20 protein-coding genes are annotated in these 19,848 nt (G+C 61.5%); 4 read left to right on the top strand and 16 right to left on the bottom strand.

What is annotated here, in order from left to right:
• A partial coding sequence (locus NKH01_RS32185; RefSeq protein WP_353024342.1) for a carboxyl transferase domain-containing protein occupies nt 1-504 on the top strand: 504 nt, incomplete at its 5' end.
• 3 nt (nt 505-507) lie between these two features.
• Here the strand turns inward: NKH01_RS32185 and NKH01_RS32190 are convergent.
• Nucleotides 508-2,511, bottom strand: a complete 2,004-nt coding sequence (locus tag NKH01_RS32190; protein ID WP_353024343.1) for a hypothetical protein — start codon at nt 2,509-2,511, stop codon at nt 508-510.
• On the bottom strand, nt 2,508-4,058 hold the full coding sequence (locus NKH01_RS32195; protein ID WP_352496328.1) for an NAD(P)H-hydrate dehydratase: 1,551 nt from the start codon (nt 4,056-4,058) through the stop codon (nt 2,508-2,510). Before NKH01_RS32195 ends, NKH01_RS32190 begins: the two co-directional genes overlap by 4 nt.
• A gap of 364 nt (nt 4,059-4,422) precedes the next feature.
• Between NKH01_RS32195 and NKH01_RS32200 the strand changes: the two genes are divergently transcribed.
• On the top strand, nt 4,423-4,761 hold the full coding sequence (locus NKH01_RS32200; protein ID WP_019857988.1) for a P-II family nitrogen regulator: 339 nt from the start codon (nt 4,423-4,425) through the stop codon (nt 4,759-4,761).
• A gap of 54 nt (nt 4,762-4,815) precedes the next feature.
• Nucleotides 4,816-6,225 carry a type I glutamate--ammonia ligase gene (gene glnA / locus NKH01_RS32205; protein ID WP_023717536.1) on the top strand — a complete coding sequence of 470 codons (1,410 nt, stop codon included), beginning with the start codon at nt 4,816-4,818 and terminating at the stop codon, nt 6,223-6,225.
• A gap of 115 nt (nt 6,226-6,340) precedes the next feature.
• Here the strand turns inward: glnA and NKH01_RS32210 are convergent, their stop codons facing one another.
• Nucleotides 6,341-7,381 (bottom strand): glutamine synthetase beta-grasp domain-containing protein, encoded by a 1,041-nt coding sequence (locus NKH01_RS32210; protein ID WP_353024345.1) that lies wholly within the window; start codon nt 7,379-7,381, stop codon nt 6,341-6,343.
• Between the two features lie 317 nt (nt 7,382-7,698).
• Between NKH01_RS32210 and NKH01_RS32215 the strand changes: the two genes are divergently transcribed.
• Nucleotides 7,699-7,893: a DUF2735 domain-containing protein gene (locus NKH01_RS32215; RefSeq protein WP_352643139.1), complete on the top strand. Its 195-nt coding sequence runs from the start codon at nt 7,699-7,701 to the stop codon at nt 7,891-7,893.
• Between the two features lie 89 nt (nt 7,894-7,982).
• Here the strand turns inward: NKH01_RS32215 and NKH01_RS32220 are convergent, their stop codons facing one another.
• The 13 genes from NKH01_RS32220 to NKH01_RS32280 all read right to left on the bottom strand — a co-directional run bounded on the left by NKH01_RS32220 (nt 7,983) and on the right by NKH01_RS32280 (nt 19,753).
• Nucleotides 7,983-9,872, bottom strand: coding sequence for an MFS transporter (locus NKH01_RS32220; protein ID WP_353024347.1), 1,890 nt, complete (start codon nt 9,870-9,872; stop codon nt 7,983-7,985).
• Nucleotides 9,873-10,057: 185 nt separating this feature from the next.
• Nucleotides 10,058-10,849 carry an ATP12 family chaperone protein gene (locus tag NKH01_RS32225; RefSeq protein ID WP_352482512.1) on the bottom strand — a complete coding sequence of 264 codons (792 nt, stop codon included), beginning with the start codon at nt 10,847-10,849 and terminating at the stop codon, nt 10,058-10,060.
• 2 nt (nt 10,850-10,851) lie between these two features.
• Entirely contained in the window at nt 10,852-11,769 is a 918-nt protein-coding gene (locus tag NKH01_RS32230; RefSeq protein WP_353024350.1) for a DMT family transporter, read from the bottom strand.
• Nucleotides 11,766-11,972: a hypothetical protein gene (locus tag NKH01_RS32235; RefSeq protein WP_353024352.1), complete on the bottom strand. Its 207-nt coding sequence runs from the start codon at nt 11,970-11,972 to the stop codon at nt 11,766-11,768. The genes NKH01_RS32230 and NKH01_RS32235 overlap by 4 nt, the downstream gene beginning before the upstream one ends.
• 19 nt (nt 11,973-11,991) lie before the next feature.
• Nucleotides 11,992-12,972, bottom strand: a complete 981-nt coding sequence (locus NKH01_RS32240) for an RluA family pseudouridine synthase (RefSeq protein WP_353024355.1) — start codon at nt 12,970-12,972, stop codon at nt 11,992-11,994.
• Nucleotides 12,973-13,034: 62 nt separating this feature from the next.
• Complete coding sequence (locus NKH01_RS32245; protein ID WP_023717530.1) at nt 13,035-13,373, bottom strand: DUF190 domain-containing protein; 339 nt, start codon at nt 13,371-13,373, stop codon at nt 13,035-13,037.
• Nucleotides 13,370-13,825, bottom strand: coding sequence for a fluoride efflux transporter CrcB (crcB, locus tag NKH01_RS32250; protein ID WP_353024361.1), 456 nt, complete (start codon nt 13,823-13,825; stop codon nt 13,370-13,372). The genes NKH01_RS32245 and crcB (NKH01_RS32250) overlap by 4 nt, the downstream gene beginning before the upstream one ends.
• A 29-nt stretch (nt 13,826-13,854) precedes the next feature.
• A complete protein-coding gene (gene crcB / locus NKH01_RS32255) occupies nt 13,855-14,241 on the bottom strand; it encodes a fluoride efflux transporter CrcB (RefSeq protein ID WP_031193553.1) in 387 nt (128 codons plus the stop codon).
• Nucleotides 14,242-14,272: 31 nt separating this feature from the next.
• Nucleotides 14,273-15,103 carry an aspartyl/asparaginyl beta-hydroxylase domain-containing protein gene (locus tag NKH01_RS32260; RefSeq protein ID WP_353024357.1) on the bottom strand — a complete coding sequence of 277 codons (831 nt, stop codon included), beginning with the start codon at nt 15,101-15,103 and terminating at the stop codon, nt 14,273-14,275.
• 135 nt (nt 15,104-15,238) lie between these two features.
• Nucleotides 15,239-16,549 carry a replication-associated recombination protein A gene (locus NKH01_RS32265; protein WP_023717526.1) on the bottom strand — a complete coding sequence of 437 codons (1,311 nt, stop codon included), beginning with the start codon at nt 16,547-16,549 and terminating at the stop codon, nt 15,239-15,241.
• A gap of 42 nt (nt 16,550-16,591) precedes the next feature.
• On the bottom strand, nt 16,592-18,079 hold the full coding sequence (locus tag NKH01_RS32270; RefSeq protein ID WP_023717525.1) for a DegQ family serine endoprotease: 1,488 nt from the start codon (nt 18,077-18,079) through the stop codon (nt 16,592-16,594).
• Between the two features lie 192 nt (nt 18,080-18,271).
• Entirely contained in the window at nt 18,272-18,703 is a 432-nt protein-coding gene (rplQ, locus tag NKH01_RS32275) for a 50S ribosomal protein L17 (protein WP_023675127.1), read from the bottom strand.
• A 39-nt stretch (nt 18,704-18,742) separates the two neighbouring features.
• Nucleotides 18,743-19,753: a DNA-directed RNA polymerase subunit alpha gene (locus NKH01_RS32280; RefSeq protein ID WP_023675128.1), complete on the bottom strand. Its 1,011-nt coding sequence runs from the start codon at nt 19,751-19,753 to the stop codon at nt 18,743-18,745.
• Between the last annotated feature and the right edge of the window lie 95 nt (nt 19,754-19,848).

The following is a 19,848-nucleotide window of genomic DNA, read 5'->3' on the forward strand; positions in this document are numbered from 1 at the left end:
TTCGCGCGATGCTGCTCCTTCTTCTCTAACAGCATCGACACTTTCCTCCACGGCCCGGTCTCCTGCCCCGGCACCGCGCAGGAATATGGCGGGTTGATCAAGCACGGCGCCAAGCTTTTGTTCGCCTATGCCGAAGCGACCGTGCCAAAGATCACCGTCATCACCAGAAAGGCCTATGGCGGCGCCTATGACGTCATGGCGTCAAAACATCTGCGCGGCGATATGAACTATGCCTGGCCAACGGCGCAGATTGCGGTGATGGGCGCCAGGGGCGCGGTCGAGATCATCTATCGCAAGGACATCGGCGACGCGGAGAAAATTGCAGCACACACAAAGGCTTACGAGGATCGCTTTCTATCGCCCTTCGTTGCCGCCGAGCGCGGCTATGTCGACGAGGTGATCATGCCGCATTCGACCCGCCGCCGCATCGCCCGCGCGCTCAGGATGCTGCGCAACAAGGATATGCAAAACCCTTGGAAGAAACACGACAACATCCCGCTGTGAGGCCTATTCCGCTTCCGCCGCTCCGAATCCGGCTCCCATCGTCGCGCGGACAGCGCCCGACCACGGCGTGGCGTGATTGTCGATGCGCATCTGGAAGATAAAATAGGTCGGCGAGCAGAAGCCGATGCCCTTCACCTTGCCGATACCGGGCGTATCGGGCGGCAGCGACTGGCACATGTAATCCTCGCGGCAGAAATGCTCGGCCGAGCAAGCGGGACGATTGCCGCGATTGACGGCACCGCCCAGGCACTGGTCGAAATTATTGGTCGCTACGCAGGTGTCGAATTTTTTGCCGCCGACCAACCCGCAAATCTCGTTCGGCATCGGTTTGCCCGTCTTGAAGGCGGCAAAGCTGCGATCCCGGTCGTCGCAGCCGCGATAGGCAATCCCCGCCGGCACACCGATCTTCGGCGGCCGGCAGGTGTAGGCGGCGCGCGAAATGCTTGGCGCGAACGCCGCGAACTGGCCGGTGATGGTATAGCGGTCATTGAAAGGCTGTGCCGGGTTGCTGGCGATCGAGCCGGTCAGGCATGGATGGCCGGAAAACATGTTTTCGCTGTCCTTGGGCAGCAGGCATTGCGCCAGCTTGGTGCGCACGCCGACGGTCGCCAGCGGCGTGCAGACGGTGCCGCCGCCGCATTGCCAAGTCGCGCCAAAGCGGGCCGCATCCGCCGGCATCAGGCACGGCATCGCCATCTCGGCCGGCGAATAGGCGATCTGTCCAGCATCGCTCCATGTCGCCGGCGGCGCGAAGGACAGCGGGCGGAAGCGGTTCGGTTCCTTGCCGTCGGCAGTCGCGTGCAGCCAGGCGACGCGACGCGGGATGTCGGCGTGGAGATGCGGCGAGATGCCGACCTCGATGCGGTTGAGCGGCGAGGTCGTCTTGTCATCGAGGCCGATGAAATGGAAACCGGCGGTCGAGCCCGCCTGATGGCAGCCTTGGCAGGCGCCGTTGTCCAGCCGCTCGACCAATGCCTCTGGCGTGCGCACCAGCTTCAGCGCAGAGAAATCGAGCCCTTCGAAATCCGCGGGCTGGAACAGCGGCGTGAACGGGTGGTTGGCCTGCCTTGCGCTGCCGAAGGTCGACCACGAAATGACCTTCCTTGCCAAAAACTCATCGGGGATTTGGTAGACGCCGAGATCGACCGCCGCAACATTGGTGCGGACATAGTCGGCAAGTCTTGCTTTCAGCGCGGCGTCTTCGGCAAGACGTGCCATGTCGGGCGTGTTTTCCAGCGGCTTTTCGCTGACAGCCGTTCCGTCGATGCCGAAAATTCGCATGAGATAGGCAGCCTGCCCGCCGAATTCGGTCTCCTGGCCGGAGGGGAAGCGGACCACTTGGGCATTGAGCTCGAGCTGCTTGAAGGTGAGCGCCGCTCTTTCCAGCGGCCCACCGATCAGCCAGCCGGCATCGACGCTCTCGTCGAGCTGTGGTGCCCAGCGTCCGGCGACGCCGACACAGCCGCCATCGACATCCGGCGTGGCATTGTAGACGGCACTGAAATTGAACGGCAGGCGCGAGGCCAAAACCTTGCCGTTCTTCTTGAAGCTGTAGGCGAGGCGATAGATGAAGCGCACTTCGCCGCAACTCCCGTCGCCTTTCAGCGCGGCGAAGTCGCGCCGGTCGAGCCGGTTGACCACGCCGACGAGGCGGAAGCGCGCTGCGTCGGTCCTCAGCCAGCGCATGTCCATGACACGGCCAACATTGCCGTCGGTCACCTCGTACAGCGGCCGGCCGCCGGCCTTCGTCTCGGTCCGCAATGCTGCGACGTCGCTTGCAATCGTTTCGACGATCGCGTGGTAAGCCGGCGCCTTGTCATAAAGCGTCTTCAAATCGCCCTTGCCGTCGACGCCGAAAATGCCGGCGAAGCCAAAGCCCTTGGCATCGAGAGCAGCAAGTACCGCTGGATCATCGACGATGGTCACCGGCTGCTCAGCGGCATTCGCCGACAGTGTCGCCAAAGCGGCTATGACGAGCGTGGTGAAAAGGAGTGCAATGCGTCTCATCGAAGGTCCGGCTGGCTTTCGATCAATTCCCGCAGCACTGGCACCAGAGCCGACGGTAGATCCTCGGCGATCAAGCCGGGCCCGAAACGACGGCCGGCCTCGGCGTGGATCCAGACCGCCGCGCAGGCAGCCTGGAAGGCCGCCATGCCTTGCGCCAGCAATCCGGCCGCGATCCCCGACAGAACGTCACCAGAGCCAGCCGTGGCCAGCCACGGCGCACCGTTGGCATTGATCGCGGCCCTGCCGTCGGGCGCCGCGATCACCGTGTCGGCACCCTTGTAGACGACAATGGCATTGGCGCGCTTTGCTGCTTCGCGCGCCTTGGTCACTTTGGACTGTTTTTTGTTCCCAGCGATATCTGGAAAAAGCCTGGCGAATTCACCCTCATGTGGCGTCAGCACCAGTGCCGGTGACCATGTCTGACGCGCTGCGTCGAACAGTGCCTGAGGCTGAAGCGCCAACGAGGTGATGGCGTCGGCATCCAGAACGATGGCACTGGCGTGAATTTCAGGCGTAGCCGCTGATGCGCGGGTCAGATCCGCGATCGCCGCAATCAACTGCAATGCGAAATCGCCGACCTTGGGTTTCGGCCCGAGCCCCGGTCCGAACACCAGCGCCTCGGGATGCCGCGCCACGAGGAATTCCTGCACCTCTTCGAGCGAGCCGGCCTCGCGCAGCATGATCGAGGTCAGATGCGCGGCGTTCACCTGCATGGCGTTTCCAGGTGAAAGCACAGTTACTGCCCCTGCCCCACTGCGAGCCGCGGCCATGGCCGACAACCTCGCTGCGCCCGTCGCACTCGGTCCGCCGGAAAAGACAGCAACATGGCCACGCTTGTATTTATGCGAATCGACAGCCGTTCTCGGGAAGTACCATCGCAGCCAAAGTTCCGGTGTGTTCTCGAACGCCGTGACCTTGAGCTGATCGATGATCCCATCCGGAATGCCGATATCGGCGACGATGATCTCGCCGCACAGCTCGCGCCCCGGCATCAGCAGATGGCCTGGCTTTTTCCGCACGAAAGTCACCGTGACCTCGGCCTGGAAGTGAGCGTTAGTCAAGCCGGTCTCGCCTGACACACCCGAAGGCAAATCGATCGAGACCACCGGGACGCGCTCAGCGCTGCTCAAGCCTGAGACGGCCAACGCATGCATCGAAATGTCCTTGGACAGTCCCGCGCCGTAGAGTGCGTCCACGACCACTTCACCCGCTTCCGGGTAGCAATGGCCAATGTGTTCCACGGGCAAGTTGCAGGCATCAGAGGCCAACGCGGCATCGCTTCCGGGTTTCTGCTTGCCTTCGGCCCAGACGGCAACGTTCATGCCGGCCTCTGCCAACAACCGCGCCACGACATAGCCGTCGCCGCCATTGTTGCCGGGGCCGCACAGGACATGGACGCGTCTCGCCTGGGGATAGCGCGCCAGGACGACGGCAGCGACCGCTTCGCCGGCGCGCCGCATGAGGCCGAAGCCATCGAGTGGCCCGGCCGCAATCGCCAGCCGATCGGCCTCGGCCATTTCAGACGGAGACAAAAGTTCGTTGCTCATGGAATATCAGGCGACATGCACATCATTTCCCCAAGCATTGTCCAGTTTTTGATCCGACGCAAACAACGAAGGTCCCTAAGCAAAGTTGGCGGCGTACCTCGTTCGGGACGACGGCGCGCAGCTGCTCATGAAATATCCGATCTGCCCAATTTTTGTGCGGACGGCAGGACCGGCGGTGTGTAGGCTCGCGGTGTTCATGGCGCATCCGACGCAGCGAATGATGCGAATGTACATTCCTGCGCGGCATGGTATCCAAATCATGTGAGGCTGCTCGGCGCCCCATCAATTGGCACAGTTCGTGCTTGATTGAGGCGCAAGCGGGGCTCACAACCCGTCTTTTTTGGCAGTGGAGGCCACTTTTTACATGAAAAAGATCGAAGCGATCATCAAGCCGTTCAAGCTAGACGAAGTGAAAGAAGCGCTTCAGGAGGCCGGGCTGCAAGGTATCACCGTTACCGAGGCCAAAGGGTTTGGCCGCCAGAAGGGCCATACCGAGCTTTATCGCGGTGCCGAATATGTCGTCGACTTCCTGCCGAAGGTGAAAATCGAGGTCGTGCTCGGCGACGATGCCGTCGAAGCCGCGATCGAAGCCATCCGCAAGGCGGCCCAGACCGGCCGCATCGGCGACGGCAAGATCTTCGTCTCCAACATCGAGGAAGTCGTGCGCATCCGCACCGGCGAAACCGGCATGGACGCGGTCTGAATTTTCCCGTTAAAAGGCCATGTTCAAAACGTCATCACATAGGGAAGCAGGGACATGACGACAGCCAAAGACATCATGAAGCAGATCAAGGACAACGACGTGAAGTTCGTCGATCTGCGCTTCACCGATCCGAAGGGCAAACTGCAGCACGTTACTATGGATGTCGTCGAGGTCGAGGAAGACATGTTTGCCGATGGTGTCATGTTCGACGGTTCCTCGATCGCCGGCTGGAAAGCGATCAACGAGTCCGACATGGTGCTGATGCCCGATCCCGATACGGTGCATATGGACCCGTTCTTCGCCCAGTCGACCATGGTCATCCTGTGCGACATCCTCGATCCGATCTCGGGAGAATCCTACAACCGCGACCCGCGCGGCACCGCCAAGAAGGCCGAGGCCTACATGAAGGCGGAAGGCATCGGCGACCAGATCTTCGTCGGTCCTGAAGCCGAGTTCTTCGTGTTCGACGACGTCAAGTACAAGGCCGACCCCTACAATACCGGCTTCCGGCTGGATTCGACCGAATTGCCGTCCAATGACGACACCGATTACGAGACCGGTAACCTCGGCCACCGGCCGCGCATCAAGGGCGGCTATTTCCCGGTGCCGCCGATCGATTCGGCACAGGACATGCGCTCGGAAATGCTCACCGTGCTCGCCGAGATGGGCGTGCGCGTCGAAAAGCACCACCATGAAGTGGCCGCCGCCCAGCACGAGCTCGGCATCAAGTTCGACACGCTGGTCCGCAACGCCGACAAGATGCTGATCTACAAATATGTCGTGCACCAGGTCGCCAATGCGTACGGCAAGACGGCCACTTTCATGCCGAAGCCGGTATTCGGCGACAATGGCTCTGGCATGCACGTCCACCAGTCGATCTGGAAGGAAGGCAAGCCGACCTTCGCCGGCAACGAATATGCCGGCCTGTCCGAGAGCTGCCTGTTCTACATCGGTGGTATCATCAAGCATGCCAAGGCGATCAACGCCTTCACCAACCCGCTGACCAACTCCTACAAGCGCCTGGTGCCCGGCTATGAAGCGCCGGTGCTGCTCGCCTATTCGGCTCGCAACCGCTCGGCCTCGTGCCGCATTCCGTTCGGCTCGTCGCCGAAGGCCAAGCGCGTCGAGGTCCGCTTCCCCGATCCGGGCGCGAACCCCTATCTTGCCTTTGCCGCCATGCTGATGGCCGGCCTCGACGGCATCAAGAACAAGATCCATCCGGGACAGCCGATGGACAAGGATCTCTACGACCTTCCGCCGAAGGAATTGAAGAAGATCCCGACCGTCTGCGGCTCGCTGCGCGAAGCCCTGCAGAGCCTCGACAAGGACCGCGGCTTCCTGAAGGCTGGCGGCGTCTTCGACGACGACCAGATCGACAGCTATATCGAGCTCAAGATGGCCGAGGTGATGCGCTTCGAAATGACCCCGCATCCGGTCGAATACGATATGTACTATTCGGTCTGATCCGGATCGTTGCAGCCAACAAAAAACCCCGGCGGAGACGCCGGGGTTTTTTTATTGCGATGCGATTGGAGAGAAGTCACGGCGCAGACCTGAGGTCTACGCCGGGGACGAATGCTCAAGCCGCGGCCGAAACCTCGGCGCTGGTCGGGACGGAGGCGATCGTCTTCAATATCTGCGAGGCGATCTGGTAGGGGTCGCCCTGCGAGTTCGGACGGCGATCCTCGAGATAGCCCTTGTAGCCGTTGTTGATGAAGGAGTGCGGCACGCGGATCGAGGCGCCGCGGTCGGCGATGCCGTAGCTGAACCTGTTCCACGGCGCGGTCTCGTGCTTGCCGGTCAAACGCTTGTCGTTGTCCGGACCGTAGACGGCGATGTGATCCATCAGGTTCATGTCGAAAGCCGCCATCAGCGCTTCGAAATACGCCTTGCCGCCGACTTCTCGCATATAGGCGGTCGAGAAGTTGGCATGCATGCCGGAGCCGTTCCAGTCGGTATCGCCGAGCGGCTTGCAGTGATATTCGATGTCGATGCCGTATTTCTCGGTCAGGCGCTGCATCAGATAGCGTGCCATCCACATCTGGTCGGCGGCCTTCTTGGAGCCCTTGCCGAAAATCTGGAATTCCCACTGGCCTTTGGCCACTTCGGCGTTGATGCCTTCATGGTTGATGCCGGCGGCGAGGCAAAGGTCGAGATGCTCCTCGACGATCTGCCTGGCGACGGAGCCGACATTGCTGTAGCCGACGCCGGTGTAGTACGGGCCTTGCGGCGCCGGATAGCCACTCTCGGGGAAGCCGAGCGGGCGGCCGTCCTTGTAGAAGAAATACTCCTGCTCGAAGCCAAACCAGGCACCCTCGTCGTCGAGGATGGTGGCGCGCTTGTTGGATGCATGCGGCGTCACGCCGTCCGGCATCATGACCTCGCACATGACGAGCGCGCCATTGGTGCGGGCGGGATCCGGATAGACGGCGACCGGCTTCAAAACGCAGTCGGAGCTGTGGCCCTCGGCCTGCATGGTCGAAGAACCGTCGAAGCCCCACAGCGGAAGCTGGTCGAGCGTCGGAAACTCGGCATAGTCCTTGACCTGCGTCTTTCCGCGAAGATTGGGAACCGGGGTGTATCCATCGAGCCAAATGTACTCGAGCTTGTATTTCGTCATTCTAGCCTCTCGTTGCTTGATCACCGAACCCTGGATGGCGCCGGGGCGAGCCGGCCTATCCAGCAGCCGACCTGCCGACTGTTAAAATGCAATTCGTGTGCCATTTGGCTGGCGACGGGTGCGGCAAAAGCGATGTAGTGTCGGCGCAAAATTGCTGAGCCGTCGTAATTGTGCGATCGGATCGCTCACAAGCATAGTTTGCATAAATATTGTGCAGCTACTGATCTTTTTATAATCATGTTGCCTAATTCGATTGCGAAACCTATCTTGGGGAAAGGTTGAATCGGCAAGGTTGTGCCGAAGAAAGGAAACCGACAATGGAAATCACTTCCACTCGTCAGTCGGCCAAAATCCTGATGTTCCCGGTGGCAGCGCGCGCTTCTGCCTCAAATTTAAGCGGAAAGGCTAAGTTCGCAGCAGAACTTGCTTCTTTGCGCAACCGAACGGATTTCGGAAGTGCCTGGTATCATGAGGCAGCGATCGAAGAAGCGAAAAACGATCGGAAGAGCTGAGCCTCCCCATCTCTCGTCTCCCTCCGATGAATCGCAAAGCCCGGCGCGATCGCTCGCGCCGGGCTTTGCTTTGAATCGGGACAGGTCGGCTATTGCTTGGTATGCAGGTCTGTTCCGAGGGTATCCCTGATGAAGATCATGCCGATGACCAGCGACATCGCCGCGATCACCACCGGGTACCAGAGACCGTAGTAGATGTCGCCCTTGTAGGCGCTGAGCGCGAACACCGTCGCCGGCAGCAGCCCGCCGAACCAGCCATTGCCGATATGGTAGGGCAGCGACATTCCGGTGTAGCGGATGCGGGTCGGAAACATCTCGACCAGGATCGCGGCGATCGGCCCGTACACCATCGTGACGAAGATCACGAGGACGAACAGGATGGCGATCGTCATCGGCCAGTTGACCGCGGCCGGGTCGGCAAACATGGCAAAGGGACCGCCGCCCGGTATGGTGTAGACAGTGACCTCGGGGGCTCCCGCAGCCTCATCGGCAGTCAGCAGCTTGTCCTTGATCGCCTGGTCGGTCGGGACCGTCGCCTTGTCGCCGGAGCGGATCGCGGCCGTATCGAGCTTCAGCTCGGGATTGGCCGCAATGAAGGCCTCAAGCTTTTGGTCCGGCACCTTGGCCGCTGCCCGCTTCAGCGGATAGCCGCCGTCCCGAAGCGCTGTGTTTACCGCTTTGGCGAAAACGGCGTCCTTAGCCTTGGCTTGATCGCCGGCCGCAGTCGCGTCGTACGACTCAACTGTCTCGTTGCCGATTTTGACCGACGCTGCAGTGCCGGGGGCTGCCGTCGTTACCACGTCATAAGGCACTGAGTTCTTGGTCAAGAACGAGGTGGCGATATCGCAGGACGTCGTGAACTTCGCCGTGCCCACCGGATTGAACTGGAACTTGCAGTCGCCCGGTGCCGCGGTGACCGTCGCGCGCGTGTTTTGCTGCGCGGTGGCGAGCGCCGGGTTGGCTGCCCAGGTCAGCGCCTTGAACAACGGGAAAGTGCAGACGATCGCCAGTGCAAGGCCGGCCATGATGATCGGCTTGCGACCGATCTTGTCGGAGAGCCAGCCGAACACGACGAAAAAGATGGAGGCGACCGCCAGCGCGATTGCGATCATGATGTTGACCGACTGCGCGTCGACCTTGAGCACATTGGTTAGGAAGAACAGCGCGTAGAACTGGCCATTGTACCAGACCACGGCCTGGCCGGCTGTGAGGCCGAGCAGTGCCAGCAGCGCAATCTTTGCGTTCTTCCATTGGCCGAAGGCTTCCGTCAATGGCGCCTTGGAGCCTTTGCCTTCGTCCTTCATGCGCTGGAAGGTCGGCGATTCAGAAAGCGACAGCCGGATCCATATCGAAATCCCGAGGAGCAGAAAGGAAACGATGAAAGGAATGCGCCAACCCCACGCGGCGTAGGTTTCCTTGGCCATCGACCCCTGGACGATCAGGATGACGACCAGCGACAGGAACAGGCCGAGCGTTGCCGTCGTCTGTATCCACGACGTGTAGTAGCCGCGGCGATCGTCGGGTGCGTGCTCGGCGACATAGGTCGCGGCACCGCCATACTCGCCACCGAGCGCCAGGCCTTGCAACATGCGCAAGATGATCAGGATCACGGGAGCGGCAATGCCCAAAGTCGCATAGCCAGGCAGCAAGCCGACCAGGAAGGTCGACAGGCCCATGATCGTCATCGTGACAAGGAAAGTGTATTTACGGCCGACAAGATCGCCGATGCGGCCGAACAGCAATGCGCCGAACGGACGCACGAGGAAGCCAGCGGCGAAAGCCAGCAGCGCGAAGATATTGCGCGTAGCTTCCGGGATGGTTGGGCTGAAAAAAGTCGAACCAATGAACACTGCCAACGAGCCGTAGAGATAAAAATCATACCATTCGAAAACGGTGCCGAGCGAGGAGGCGAAGATGACCTTCTTCTCCTCGCGCGTCATGCCGCGGCTTGTTTTGCCGGCGGTCGATGCCATTGCCATGAGTGTATCCTCCCGTGTGATTCCGTCGGTCCTCGATGCTGCGCGTCATCGTCCGCGTTTCCTCGGAACGCAGACTCAGTGCAGCCACCGGTGCAAAAAATGACAGAAAGCAGTGCCCAGAGGCAGACCGCCTTTGGGATTATGACTTTGGTCTAATGTGCAGTGCGAAATAGCGGCCGGTGCCGTCAGCCTTTGAGCGCTTCGAGCAGGCTGACTGCCGCCATCATGTCGCGCTTGCGGGCGGCGCGGCGGGCGACGGCCTCGGCATCATGGCCCCATTGCTCGGCCTGCCAGTCCTCGTCGACATGGCCGGCAGCCCAGGCCACCTCGCCGTCGAGCTCGCCGAAATCGACGGCCAGCGCCAGCAGCGCCGATCCGGTCAGCGAGGTCATGACGTGGATGGCAGCAAGGCGCAGCGGATCGGCACGTTGGGCTAGATGCTGGCCAAGCAGCGCGATACTCTCGCGCGGCTGCTCGACGTGGATCACGCCTTCGGCGAGCTGGAACCGGGCGCCGAGCGCGCTGCGCGCCCAGTCGATGACCGGATCCCAATGCTCGTTCTGCCGGTCGACCAGCCCCTGTGGTGTATCCGCGCGGTAGCAGAGCAGATCTGATGAGGCGAAGCGCAGGATGTCCTCCAGCACCGCCTGGGGATCACTGGCGACCCCATCGATTGCGGTGTTGACCAGACGCATCACCGGCATCGTTACCGGGTCGATGGTCTCCTCCTGTGCGGCGAATTCCTCGGCGACGAGAGCAGCCGCCTTTTCGGTCGGCAGCGCCAGCAGCGCCTTGGCCGGTGTGCGGACGGGCTTGCCATCGAGATGGACGGCAAAACCATCCTCGACCGGTGCCACCGCGACGGTCTTGTAGAAGCGCTTCGGCAGTTGCGTCTTCATCTGGATTTGGGCACGGCGTACCGGATCCGGATCGGAGAGCTGTTTTCCAGCTTCGAGGTGGTTCAATATATCGCGCATGCTCATCCGGGGCTTTGTTTTCGGGCCGGCCGGTTGACGATGATAAGACCGGCGGCGATGAGGCCGAGTGCCAGGAAGATACGAACGGTCAACGGCTCGTTCAAGAAGACAGCGCCGCAGAGCACGCCGAACACCGGCGACAGGAAGGTGAAGCTCGAGAGTCCAGATGCAGGGTAGCGCCGCAGCAGCCAGAACCACAGAACATAGGTGAAGGCGACAACGTAGACGGCCTGGAACAACAGCGCCAAGGTCGGCAGAAGGGTAAAGCTGCGGACGGGCGGCCCGGCAAAGGGCATCACCAAAATGCCGACGGCGGCGGCACCGGCCAGCTGATAGAGCAGCAGCTTTTCGGCGCTGGCCTCCACCAGTTTCGACCGCTTGATGACAATGTTGGTCACGGCCCACAGAATGCCGGCGCCGAGACTGAGCAGGTCGCCGCTCAACGTCTCGCCACCATTAGCGCTCAGTTTGTCGGAAAACACCGCGACCAGCCCGGCGAAAGCGAGCAGAAGCCCAACGAGCTTGCGTGCCGTGATGCTTTCGTCCAGCAGGAAATGGCCGCCGACCAGCATCCAGAACGGCATGGTGTTGACCAGCAAGGTGTTGCGCACGACCGTCGTATGCTCGAGCCCGACATAGAGAAACAGGAACTCGAGACCGAAAAGCGCGCCTGCCAGAATGCCGGCGACGAGGGTCTTGTCGGACGTGAACAGCGCGATGTGGCGCCAGCGGCACCAGCCGAAAACACACAGGCCGCCGATTACCGAGCGGGCGATGGACAGGAAAACAGGGTCGTAGCCGGCATAGGAGATCTTGGCGGCGACGTAGTTCAGGCCCCAGGAAAAGGTCAGCCCGACCATGATAACGGCGGCGGCAGCGTCAACGGAACTGCGGCGGTCCATTGCGGTTGCTGCGGTCATTGCTTGGACTGGCTTTCCAGTTTCGCGAGCAGCGCCTTCAGCACTTCGGTATTCTGCCTTACCGCTTCGGTGTTCTCACGGCCGATTTCGGCCATCGACCCCTGCCGGGTTGCAACGCGGCGCATATAAGCGAACCAGACGACGAGAATCAGGATGAATGGCAACCAGTTCACCAACTGACGAACGAGCGACGCCTCATCCATGGTTTACTCCCTCGCTCATTTAATCCTCCGCGCTCGCGTCGTCGAAACCGAGTAGGTTCCAGCTCTGGCGCATATGCGGCGGCATCGGTGCGGTGACGTCGACAAAACCCTTGTCGGGATGAGGGATGACGATGCGGCGTGCGTGCAGATGCAGGCGGTTTTGCATGCCGCCTGGAAAATCCCAATTGGTGTCGGCTTCGAAATATTTGGGGTCGCCGATGATCGGGCAACCGATATGGGCGGCATGAACACGAAGCTGATGAGTGCGCCCGGTATAGGGTTCCATCTCCAGCCATGACAGGGTCTGCGCCGCCTGTTCGACGATGCGGTAATAAGACACGGCGTGGTCGGCGCCCTTTTCGCCATGCTTGGCGATGCGCACGCGATCGCCGTCGGGCGTCGGTTCCTTGATCAACCAGGTCGAGATCTTGTCCTTGCGCTTCGGCGGCACACCTTTGACCAGCGCCCAGTAGGTTTTCTTCGTCTCACGCGCCCGGAACGCTTCGGCGAGCTTCATGGCGGCGAGCCTTGTACGGGCGACAACCAGCACACCCGACGTGTCGCGGTCGAGCCGGTGCACCAGGCGCGGCTTCTCGCCCTTCTGGTTGCGCCAGGCTTCCAGCATGTCGTCGACATTGCGGGTAACGCCCGAACCGCCCTGAACCGCTAGGCCGGCCGGCTTGTTGAAGACGAAGACCTTCGGGTCCTCATGGATCAGCATCTTGGCCAAGACATCGGCATCGCCCTGGTTGCGTATCGAATGGCCGGTGAGCGGGCTTTCGCCTTTCTTGTCCACTTCGAGCGGCGGCACACGCACCGTCTGGCCGGCTTCGACGCGTGTATCGGCCTTCACCCTGCCGCCGTCGACGCGGATCTGGCCGGAACGCAGCAGCTTCTGCAGATGACCGAAACCGAGACCGGGGAAATGGGTCTTGAACCAGCGGTCGAGCCGCATGCCCGCCTCACCGGTATCCACTGTGATCTGTTCAACGCCTGCCATGATTCCAATCGCCGTTTTGCGAACATGCAACGGCATTCGCCGGCACCCGCAATCTCACTCGGTTATTCGTTGTCGGTTCCATATTGCAGAACCTGAACTTTCTCCAGCGTGATCAAGCCACTTGTCATGATTGTTTCAAGCACGGGCAGAAAAGCGGCCAATTTTTCCTCGTCGTCGACGATCTCGATGACAAGGGGAAGATCCTCCGAGAGACGGAGGATCTTCGTGGTGTGAAGTCGGCTGGAATGGCCAAATCCCATCGCCCCGCGCAGGACGGTCGCGCCGGCAATCTGCATTTCGCGGGCCTTCAGCACGATGACCTCATACAGCGGACGGCCATCTGCCCTGTCGTTTTCGCCGATAAATATGCGCAGCAATTGTGCCTGTGGTGGTATCTTCATTGCCAGGATCCTCTCAGCCGGTTGAGGCGCACTGCAAAGATGTGGCCAAGCCAGACGGCGGCAAGCCAGGCCATCACGGAGATCGCGATATTGAGTGCCGCCGCCACAAGCTTCCCGCTTTGCGCGAGGGTGAGTGTTTCAAGGCTGAAAGCGGAGAAGGTCGTCAGGCCACCGCAGAAGCCGGCCATGAAGAACTGGCGCTGCAGCGGACTGGCGAAGACGCGACCATCCGGTCCCGTCAATGTCGCATAGAAGCCGATGAGGAATGAGCCGACAATGTTGACGAGGAGCGTGCCGAAGGGAAATCCAGTGCCCCACCAGGCGGTGCTCGCCAATGAGGCGAGCGCCCGCAGCACGCCGCCGATCATGCTGCCAGCGGCCACGGTCGCATAGATACGAACCGTTTGGCTCGTTCGGCGCCAGCCAATGAGGCGCGCCGCACGCCCCGCCATCCCGTCGGAGCGGAGCTTCTGCGGGCCGCTCATGGCGCCCCGCTGCCAATCAGAAGACTTCCCGCGGCAAAGCCCAGCGTCACGCCGCCGAGGCTCAGGAAAACCGAAAGCAGCACATTTCCGCCGGCGCGCAGCCATTCGCCCTCACGCGCCAGCGCCAGCGTCTGCAGGCTGAATGAAGAGACCGTGGTGTAGCAGCCGAGGCCGCCGGTGACGACAAAGGCCCAAAGGGCAGGCATGCCGTCGCGCGCCACGGCATGCGCAACGACGCCGATTGCAAACGCCCCCGACACATTGACGACCATCGTGCCCCAAGGAAAGGTCTCGCCGACCCGGCGGGCGACGAAGCCGGACAGGAAGAAGCGGGCCATTGCACCGATCGCGCCACCAAGACAGACAAGCAACAGATGATACATCGTGCTCCCTCGCGCCAGTTACGCTACGGTGTCAGGCAGCTCCGACCTTCTTCGGCTTGCTGGAGGCGATCATCTTCCAGTTCTTGTAGAACATGGCATTGATGCGCTCGACGCTGACCGAAACAATGGCGAGGAGCGTCGAGATCAGACCGGGAAACGGCGATGGGCGAATGATGTCCATGAACACGCAGTAGCGGCGCCCGTCATACTCGTTGACCGAGCGATGAAGCAGCGTGTCGTCGAAGATGAACAGCGGGTTCTCGTGCCAGTAATTCTTGGCGCTGCCACACTGGACGAACACTTCCGATTTCACCGGGATGAGGTTGTAGAGAATGCGCAGGCTGAGCCGGAGCGGGCCAAAGTGCCAGGAAGTCGATTCCCTGCCGCTGAACACAGAGACGGCAATCGTCTTGATGTATTTGAAATCCTTGTTGAATTCGGCGACGTTGTCTATTTTGTGCTTGCCATACCACTGATAGACATACATGCCGCGCCGGCCGCTGCCGAAATTGGCGTCGATGTCGGCGATGATCTCGTCCTTGCGTGCCTTGAAGACATCCAGGACCTCGTTGACCTCGCGCTGGTAGTCCGGAGGAAACTGGTCCAATTTCCAGACACCGCGGTTTCTATAGCACAGCAGATCCACCAGCAGATTGAAGGGCGAAAGCAGCCAGGTGAAGATGCCGTTGCCCAGGAAATAACCACTGAACAGCGCCCAATTCTTGTTGTCGTTGCGCAACACGTCGATCAGGCCCAGGACGATGAAAATCGTCGTCAGAATGGGAATGACATAGAAGCCGAGCGCCAGCAGCGGAATGGCTATGGCGAACTTCCGAAGGGTTTTGCGGGATTTTTTTGTCATTTTTCCACGCGCCAGGCGCGATTCCGTTCTGAATATCGTCGGTACGTTTCTGGCCTGCCGCCGGCCGAAGGCGCATCTTGATAGGGTTTTTTATCCCATCAGACAACGGCGATCACACCAGTGTGCGACTGGCAGCTACTTTTCCCGCTCGCTGCGCAGCTTCGCCCAATAGTCCAGCCGCTTCCTGATATCGCGCTCGAAGCCGCGCTCGGGCGGATCGTAGAATGTCTGCCTTCCCATCTTCTCAGGAAAATAGTCCTGGCCGGAAAAAGCGTCGGGCTCGTCGTGGTCGTAGCGATAGCCGGCGCCGTAATCTTCCTGTTTCATCAGCTTGGTCGGCGCATTGAGAATGTGCTTGGGCGGCAGCAGCGAACCGAATTCCTTGGCCGCCTGTGTGGCGGCCTTGAATGCGGTATAGACTGCATTGGATTTCGGCGCGGTAGCGAGATAGACGGTAGCCTCGGCGAAGGCCAGTTCGCCCTCGGGCGAGCCCAGATAGTCGTAGGCGTCCTTGGCGGCGTTGGCGACGACGAGTGCCTGCGGGTCGGCCAGCCCGATATCCTCCATCGCCATGCGCACCAACCGGCGCCCGAGATAGAGCGGATCCTCGCCGGCGTCGAACATGCGGGCCAGATAGTAGAGTGCCGCGTCGGGGTCGGAGCCGCGCACCGATTTGTGCAAGGCGGAGATCAAATTGTAATGGCCGTCCTGGCCTTTGTCGTAGATCGGCGCGCGGCGCTGGACGATGCGCTGTAAGGCCTCGGCGCCAAACACTTCACCTGATTTGGCGGCACGCCAGACCTCTTCGGCCAGTGTCAGCGCCGCGCGGCCGTCGCCGTCGCTCATGCGGATGAGCATCGCCCGCGCCTCGTCATCGAGCGGCAGCGCCCTGCCCTCTGCCTCCTCGGCCCGCGCCAGGAGCTTGGCGATGCTGTCCTCGCCGAGCGAGTGAAAGACCAGGACGCGTGCGCGCGACAACAGCGCGGCGTTAAGCTCGAAGGACGGGTTCTCCGTGGTGGCGCCGACCAGCACGACGGTGCCGTCTTCCATCACGGGCAGAAAACTGTCCTGCTGGGCGCGGTTGAAGCGATGGATCTCGTCGACGAACAGCAGTGTCTGGCGGCCGTTGGAGCGGCGCAGCTTCGCTGCCTCGAACACTTTCTTCAGGTCGGCAACGCCGGAAAACACGGCCGAGATCTGTTCGAAAGCGAGGCTTGTCTCGCCGGCAAGCAGCCGTGCGACCGTGGTCTTGCCGGTGCCGGGCGGGCCCCAGAAGATCATCGAGCCGAGCGAGCCGGAGCCGATCAGCCGCGTCAGCGCGCCGTCGGGACCGGTCAGATGCTCCTGGCCGACGACCTCGCCGAGGTTCTTCGGGCGCAGACGGTCGGCCAGCGGCCTGCCGGGCGGCGTCTTTTCCGGTTCATCGACACTGAACAGATCGGCCATGCAACTTCTTCTGCCTGGAGCCCGACCATGCTGACGTCGGGCTTAGTAACGCAACACCTGGCGCAGTATCTGCCCGCCGCGCTCGACGGTAAAGCGCCACCAGCGTGTATCCTGCTGGGCTATCTGTTCCAGGGTCGCCGCCTTGTCGATCGTCAGGCCATTGACCTCACGCACGATGTCGCCCGGCTGGAAACCAAAATCGGCAGCGGGCGAATCGCGGTTGATATCGACGACGGTGACGCCTTTGACATCGGTGCGCAGACCAAGCCGCTGGGCAAGCCGTGGCGATAGTTCGGCAACCCTGGCACCGGAAAACGGGCTACGGCCGCGCAATGTGAGCTCCGCAGCTTTGGCGCCCTCAGGCGGCCGTTCCAGCGCGATGTCCATCGTCGCCTGCTGACCCTTGCTTAGAACGCCGAAGCTGGCATTCGTACCGATCGACAGCGTCGCCATCCGGTAGTCCAGCGCCCCGACGCTCTCGACCGGCTTGCCGTTGAGCGACAGCACCACGTCACCAGGCTTGAGCCCTGCCTTGGCAGCGGGTCCTGCCTCTTCGACCGAAGAAACCAGCGAGCCGGCCGGTTTGTCCATGCCGAGCGATTCGGCAATCTGCGGCGTCACCGCCTCGAACTCGGCACCGACATACGGCCGCTCGAAGAAGTCGAGCCCGGCCTTGGCCGCATCGGCGAAGGCGCGAACCATGTTCGAAGGGATGGCAAAGCCGATACCGATCGAGCCGCCGCTACGGCTATAGATCGCAGTGTTGATGCCGATCAGTTGACCACCCATGTTGACCAGCGCGCCACCGGAATTGCCCGGGTTGATGGCGGCGTCGGTCTGGATGAAGAAGCTGGAATCGGAGACGCCGATATGGCTGCGCGCCACAGCCGAAATGATGCCGCTGGTGGTGGTCTGGCCGACACCGAACGGATTGCCGATCGCCAGCACCAGGTCGCCGACCTCGAGCGCGTCGGAATCGCCAATGGCGATCACCGGGAACGGCTTGTCGGAAGAAATCTTGAGCACGGCGAGGTCGAGCGTCTCATCCTTGAGCAGCACCTTGCTGTCGAATTCGCGCCCGTCGGCGGTCGCGACCTTGACCTGGTCGGCGTCCTTGACGACGTGGAAATTGGTGACCACGACGCCGGTCGGATCGACCAGCACCCCCGAACCGAGCGAAGACTGCGCGCGCGGCTGCGAGCGGCCGAAGAACTCCTCGAAGAACGGATCGCCATCAAAGGGCGACGTCACCTTGGCGGTTTGCGAGGCGTAGACATTGACCACGGCCGGGGCCGTCTGCTTGACCAGCGGCGCGAAGGACAGCTGCACCTCCTCGCGGCCGAACGGCACGCGCTTGTCGGGGCCGGAGGTGGCGTTTTCGCCTTCGACGCCATGCAGCAGATCGGTCAGCACGTCGGACAGACCGGGATCTGGCTTGGTCTCCTCCGCCAGCGCGTGCCTGGCCGCCGGCACGACGGCCAACGCCATCAAGGCGCAGATCAGAACAAGGGACAGCCGTTTAACGCGCATTCCGAATCCTCCAAGTCGGGCGCCATTGTCCTGACGATTGTGCAAAATGAAAGGCTAAGCCGCTGAAATCCGATTATTTTGGATAGTCGCCGCAAAAACCGGTGACAAAACCCCTGCAAGCCCTGCCCGGCAGCTTCGGAAACAGAAAAAGGGGCCCGCAGGCCCCTTTGAACTTCTCAGAAAAACCGAAGCTTATGCGGCTGCGGCTTCCTCTTCGGTGCCTTCGGCCTCGATGCGGGCGCGGTCGCCGGCGCCTTTGGCCGAGGTGTCGCGGTCGACGAATTCGATGACGGCCATTGCGGCATTGTCACCGTGACGGAAGCCGGCCTTCATGATGCGCAGATAGCCGCCATTGCGAGTGGCGTAACGTGGCGCGATTGTGTCGAACAGACGCTTGACGACGCCCTCATTGCCGATCTGGGCAATCACTTGGCGGCGGGCGTGCAGGTCGCCGCGCTTGCCGAGCGTCACCAGCTTCTCGACGATCGGACGCAGATCCTTCGCCTTCGGCAGCGTGGTGAGGATCTGCTCGTGCTCGATAAGCGACACGGCAAGGTTGGCAAACATCGACTTGCGATGGCTTATGCTGCGGGCGAACCGGCGACCTTTAAATCCGTGGCGCATGGCTCTTCTCCTTCATTGCGGGTTCAAGAGGCCTGAGCCTCAGTATTGATCTTCGTAACGCTTGGCGAGGTCTTCGATGTTTTCCGGCGGCCAGTCCGGCACTTCCATGCCGAGATGCAGGCCCATCGCCGCCAGGACTTCCTTGATCTCGTTCAGCGACTTGCGGCCGAAGTTCGGGGTGCGCAGCATCTCGGCTTCGGTCTTCTGGATCAGATCGCCGATATAGACGATGTTGTCGTTCTTCAGGCAGTTGGCCGAACGCACCGAAAGCTCGAGTTCGTCGACCTTCTTGAGCAGCGCCGGGTTGAAGGCAAGCTCGGTAACCTGTTCGGCAGCGACTTCCTTCTGCGGCTCGTCGAAATTGACGAACAGGCCGAGCTGGTCCTGCAGGATGCGAGCGGCGAAGGCCACCGCGTCCTCGCCCGAGATCGAACCATCGGTCTCGATGGTCATGGTCAGCTTGTCATAATCGAGAACCTGCCCCTCACGGGTGTTCTCGACCTTGTAGGAGACCTTCTTGACCGGCGAATACAGGCTGTCGACCGGGATCAGCCCTATCGGCGCGTCTTCGGCGCGGTTGCGGTCGGCCGGCACATAGCCCTTGCCGGTGTCGACGGTGAATTCCATGCGGATCTCAGCGCCTTCGTCCAGCGTGCAGATGACGTGGTCGGGATTGAGGATCTCGACGTCGCCGACCGTCTGGATGTCGCCGGCGAGAACCGCGCCCGGTCCCTGCTTGCGCACGACCATGCGCTTGGGGCCATCGCCTTCCATGCGGATGGCGATTTCCTTGATGTTCAACACGATGTCGGTCACGTCCTCGCGCACGCCGGCGATGGACGAGAATTCATGCAGAACGCCGTCGATCTGCACGGCGGTCACAGCCGCGCCACGCAGCGAAGACAGAAGCACGCGGCGCAGCGCGTTGCCGAGGGTGAGGCCGAAGCCGCGCTCGAGCGGCTCGGCGACCAGCGTGGTCAGCGTCTTCTTCTTCGACGAGAACTCGATCTTGTTCGGCTTGATCAGTTCCTGCCAATTTTTCTGGATCATAGTGCTTTCCTTCCGTTGTCCCGCCACCATCCAATCGTGGCGGGCGACCTGGAATGCCGTGGAGGAGCGCCCTTGAGGCGCTCGCGCGGCGTTCG

The organism is Mesorhizobium sp. M1403 (assembly GCF_040317695.1).
In the GTDB taxonomy this organism is placed as follows: domain Bacteria; phylum Pseudomonadota; class Alphaproteobacteria; order Rhizobiales; family Rhizobiaceae; genus Mesorhizobium.

Bases quoted from the DNA above. Each gene is read 5' to 3' on its own strand.
- NKH01_RS32190 (WP_353024343.1), bottom strand. From the start codon at position 2,511: ATGAGACGCATTGCACTCCTTTTCACCACGCTCGTCATAGCCGCTTTG.
- NKH01_RS32195 (WP_352496328.1), bottom strand. From the start codon at position 4,058: ATGAGCAACGAACTTTTGTCTCCGTCTGAAATGGCCGAGGCCGATCGG.
- NKH01_RS32200 (WP_019857988.1), top strand. From the start codon at position 4,423: ATGAAAAAGATCGAAGCGATCATCAAGCCGTTCAAGCTAGACGAAGTG.
- glnA (WP_023717536.1), top strand. From the start codon at position 4,816: ATGACGACAGCCAAAGACATCATGAAGCAGATCAAGGACAACGACGTG.
- NKH01_RS32210 (WP_353024345.1), bottom strand. From the start codon at position 7,381: ATGACGAAATACAAGCTCGAGTACATTTGGCTCGATGGATACACCCCG.
- NKH01_RS32215 (WP_352643139.1), top strand. From the start codon at position 7,699: ATGGAAATCACTTCCACTCGTCAGTCGGCCAAAATCCTGATGTTCCCG.
- NKH01_RS32220 (WP_353024347.1), bottom strand. From the start codon at position 9,872: ATGGCAATGGCATCGACCGCCGGCAAAACAAGCCGCGGCATGACGCGC.
- NKH01_RS32225 (WP_352482512.1), bottom strand. From the start codon at position 10,849: ATGCGCGATATATTGAACCACCTCGAAGCTGGAAAACAGCTCTCCGAT.
- NKH01_RS32230 (WP_353024350.1), bottom strand. From the start codon at position 11,769: ATGACCGCAGCAACCGCAATGGACCGCCGCAGTTCCGTTGACGCTGCC.
- NKH01_RS32235 (WP_353024352.1), bottom strand. From the start codon at position 11,972: ATGGATGAGGCGTCGCTCGTTCGTCAGTTGGTGAACTGGTTGCCATTC.
- NKH01_RS32240 (WP_353024355.1), bottom strand. From the start codon at position 12,972: ATGGCAGGCGTTGAACAGATCACAGTGGATACCGGTGAGGCGGGCATG.
- NKH01_RS32245 (WP_023717530.1), bottom strand. From the start codon at position 13,373: ATGAAGATACCACCACAGGCACAATTGCTGCGCATATTTATCGGCGAA.
- crcB (WP_353024361.1), bottom strand. From the start codon at position 13,825: ATGGCGGGGCGTGCGGCGCGCCTCATTGGCTGGCGCCGAACGAGCCAA.
- crcB (WP_031193553.1), bottom strand. From the start codon at position 14,241: ATGTATCATCTGTTGCTTGTCTGTCTTGGTGGCGCGATCGGTGCAATG.
- NKH01_RS32260 (WP_353024357.1), bottom strand. From the start codon at position 15,103: ATGACAAAAAAATCCCGCAAAACCCTTCGGAAGTTCGCCATAGCCATT.
- NKH01_RS32265 (WP_023717526.1), bottom strand. From the start codon at position 16,549: ATGGCCGATCTGTTCAGTGTCGATGAACCGGAAAAGACGCCGCCCGGC.
- NKH01_RS32270 (WP_023717525.1), bottom strand. From the start codon at position 18,079: ATGCGCGTTAAACGGCTGTCCCTTGTTCTGATCTGCGCCTTGATGGCG.
- rplQ (WP_023675127.1), bottom strand. From the start codon at position 18,703: ATGCGCCACGGATTTAAAGGTCGCCGGTTCGCCCGCAGCATAAGCCAT.
- NKH01_RS32280 (WP_023675128.1), bottom strand. From the start codon at position 19,753: ATGATCCAGAAAAATTGGCAGGAACTGATCAAGCCGAACAAGATCGAG.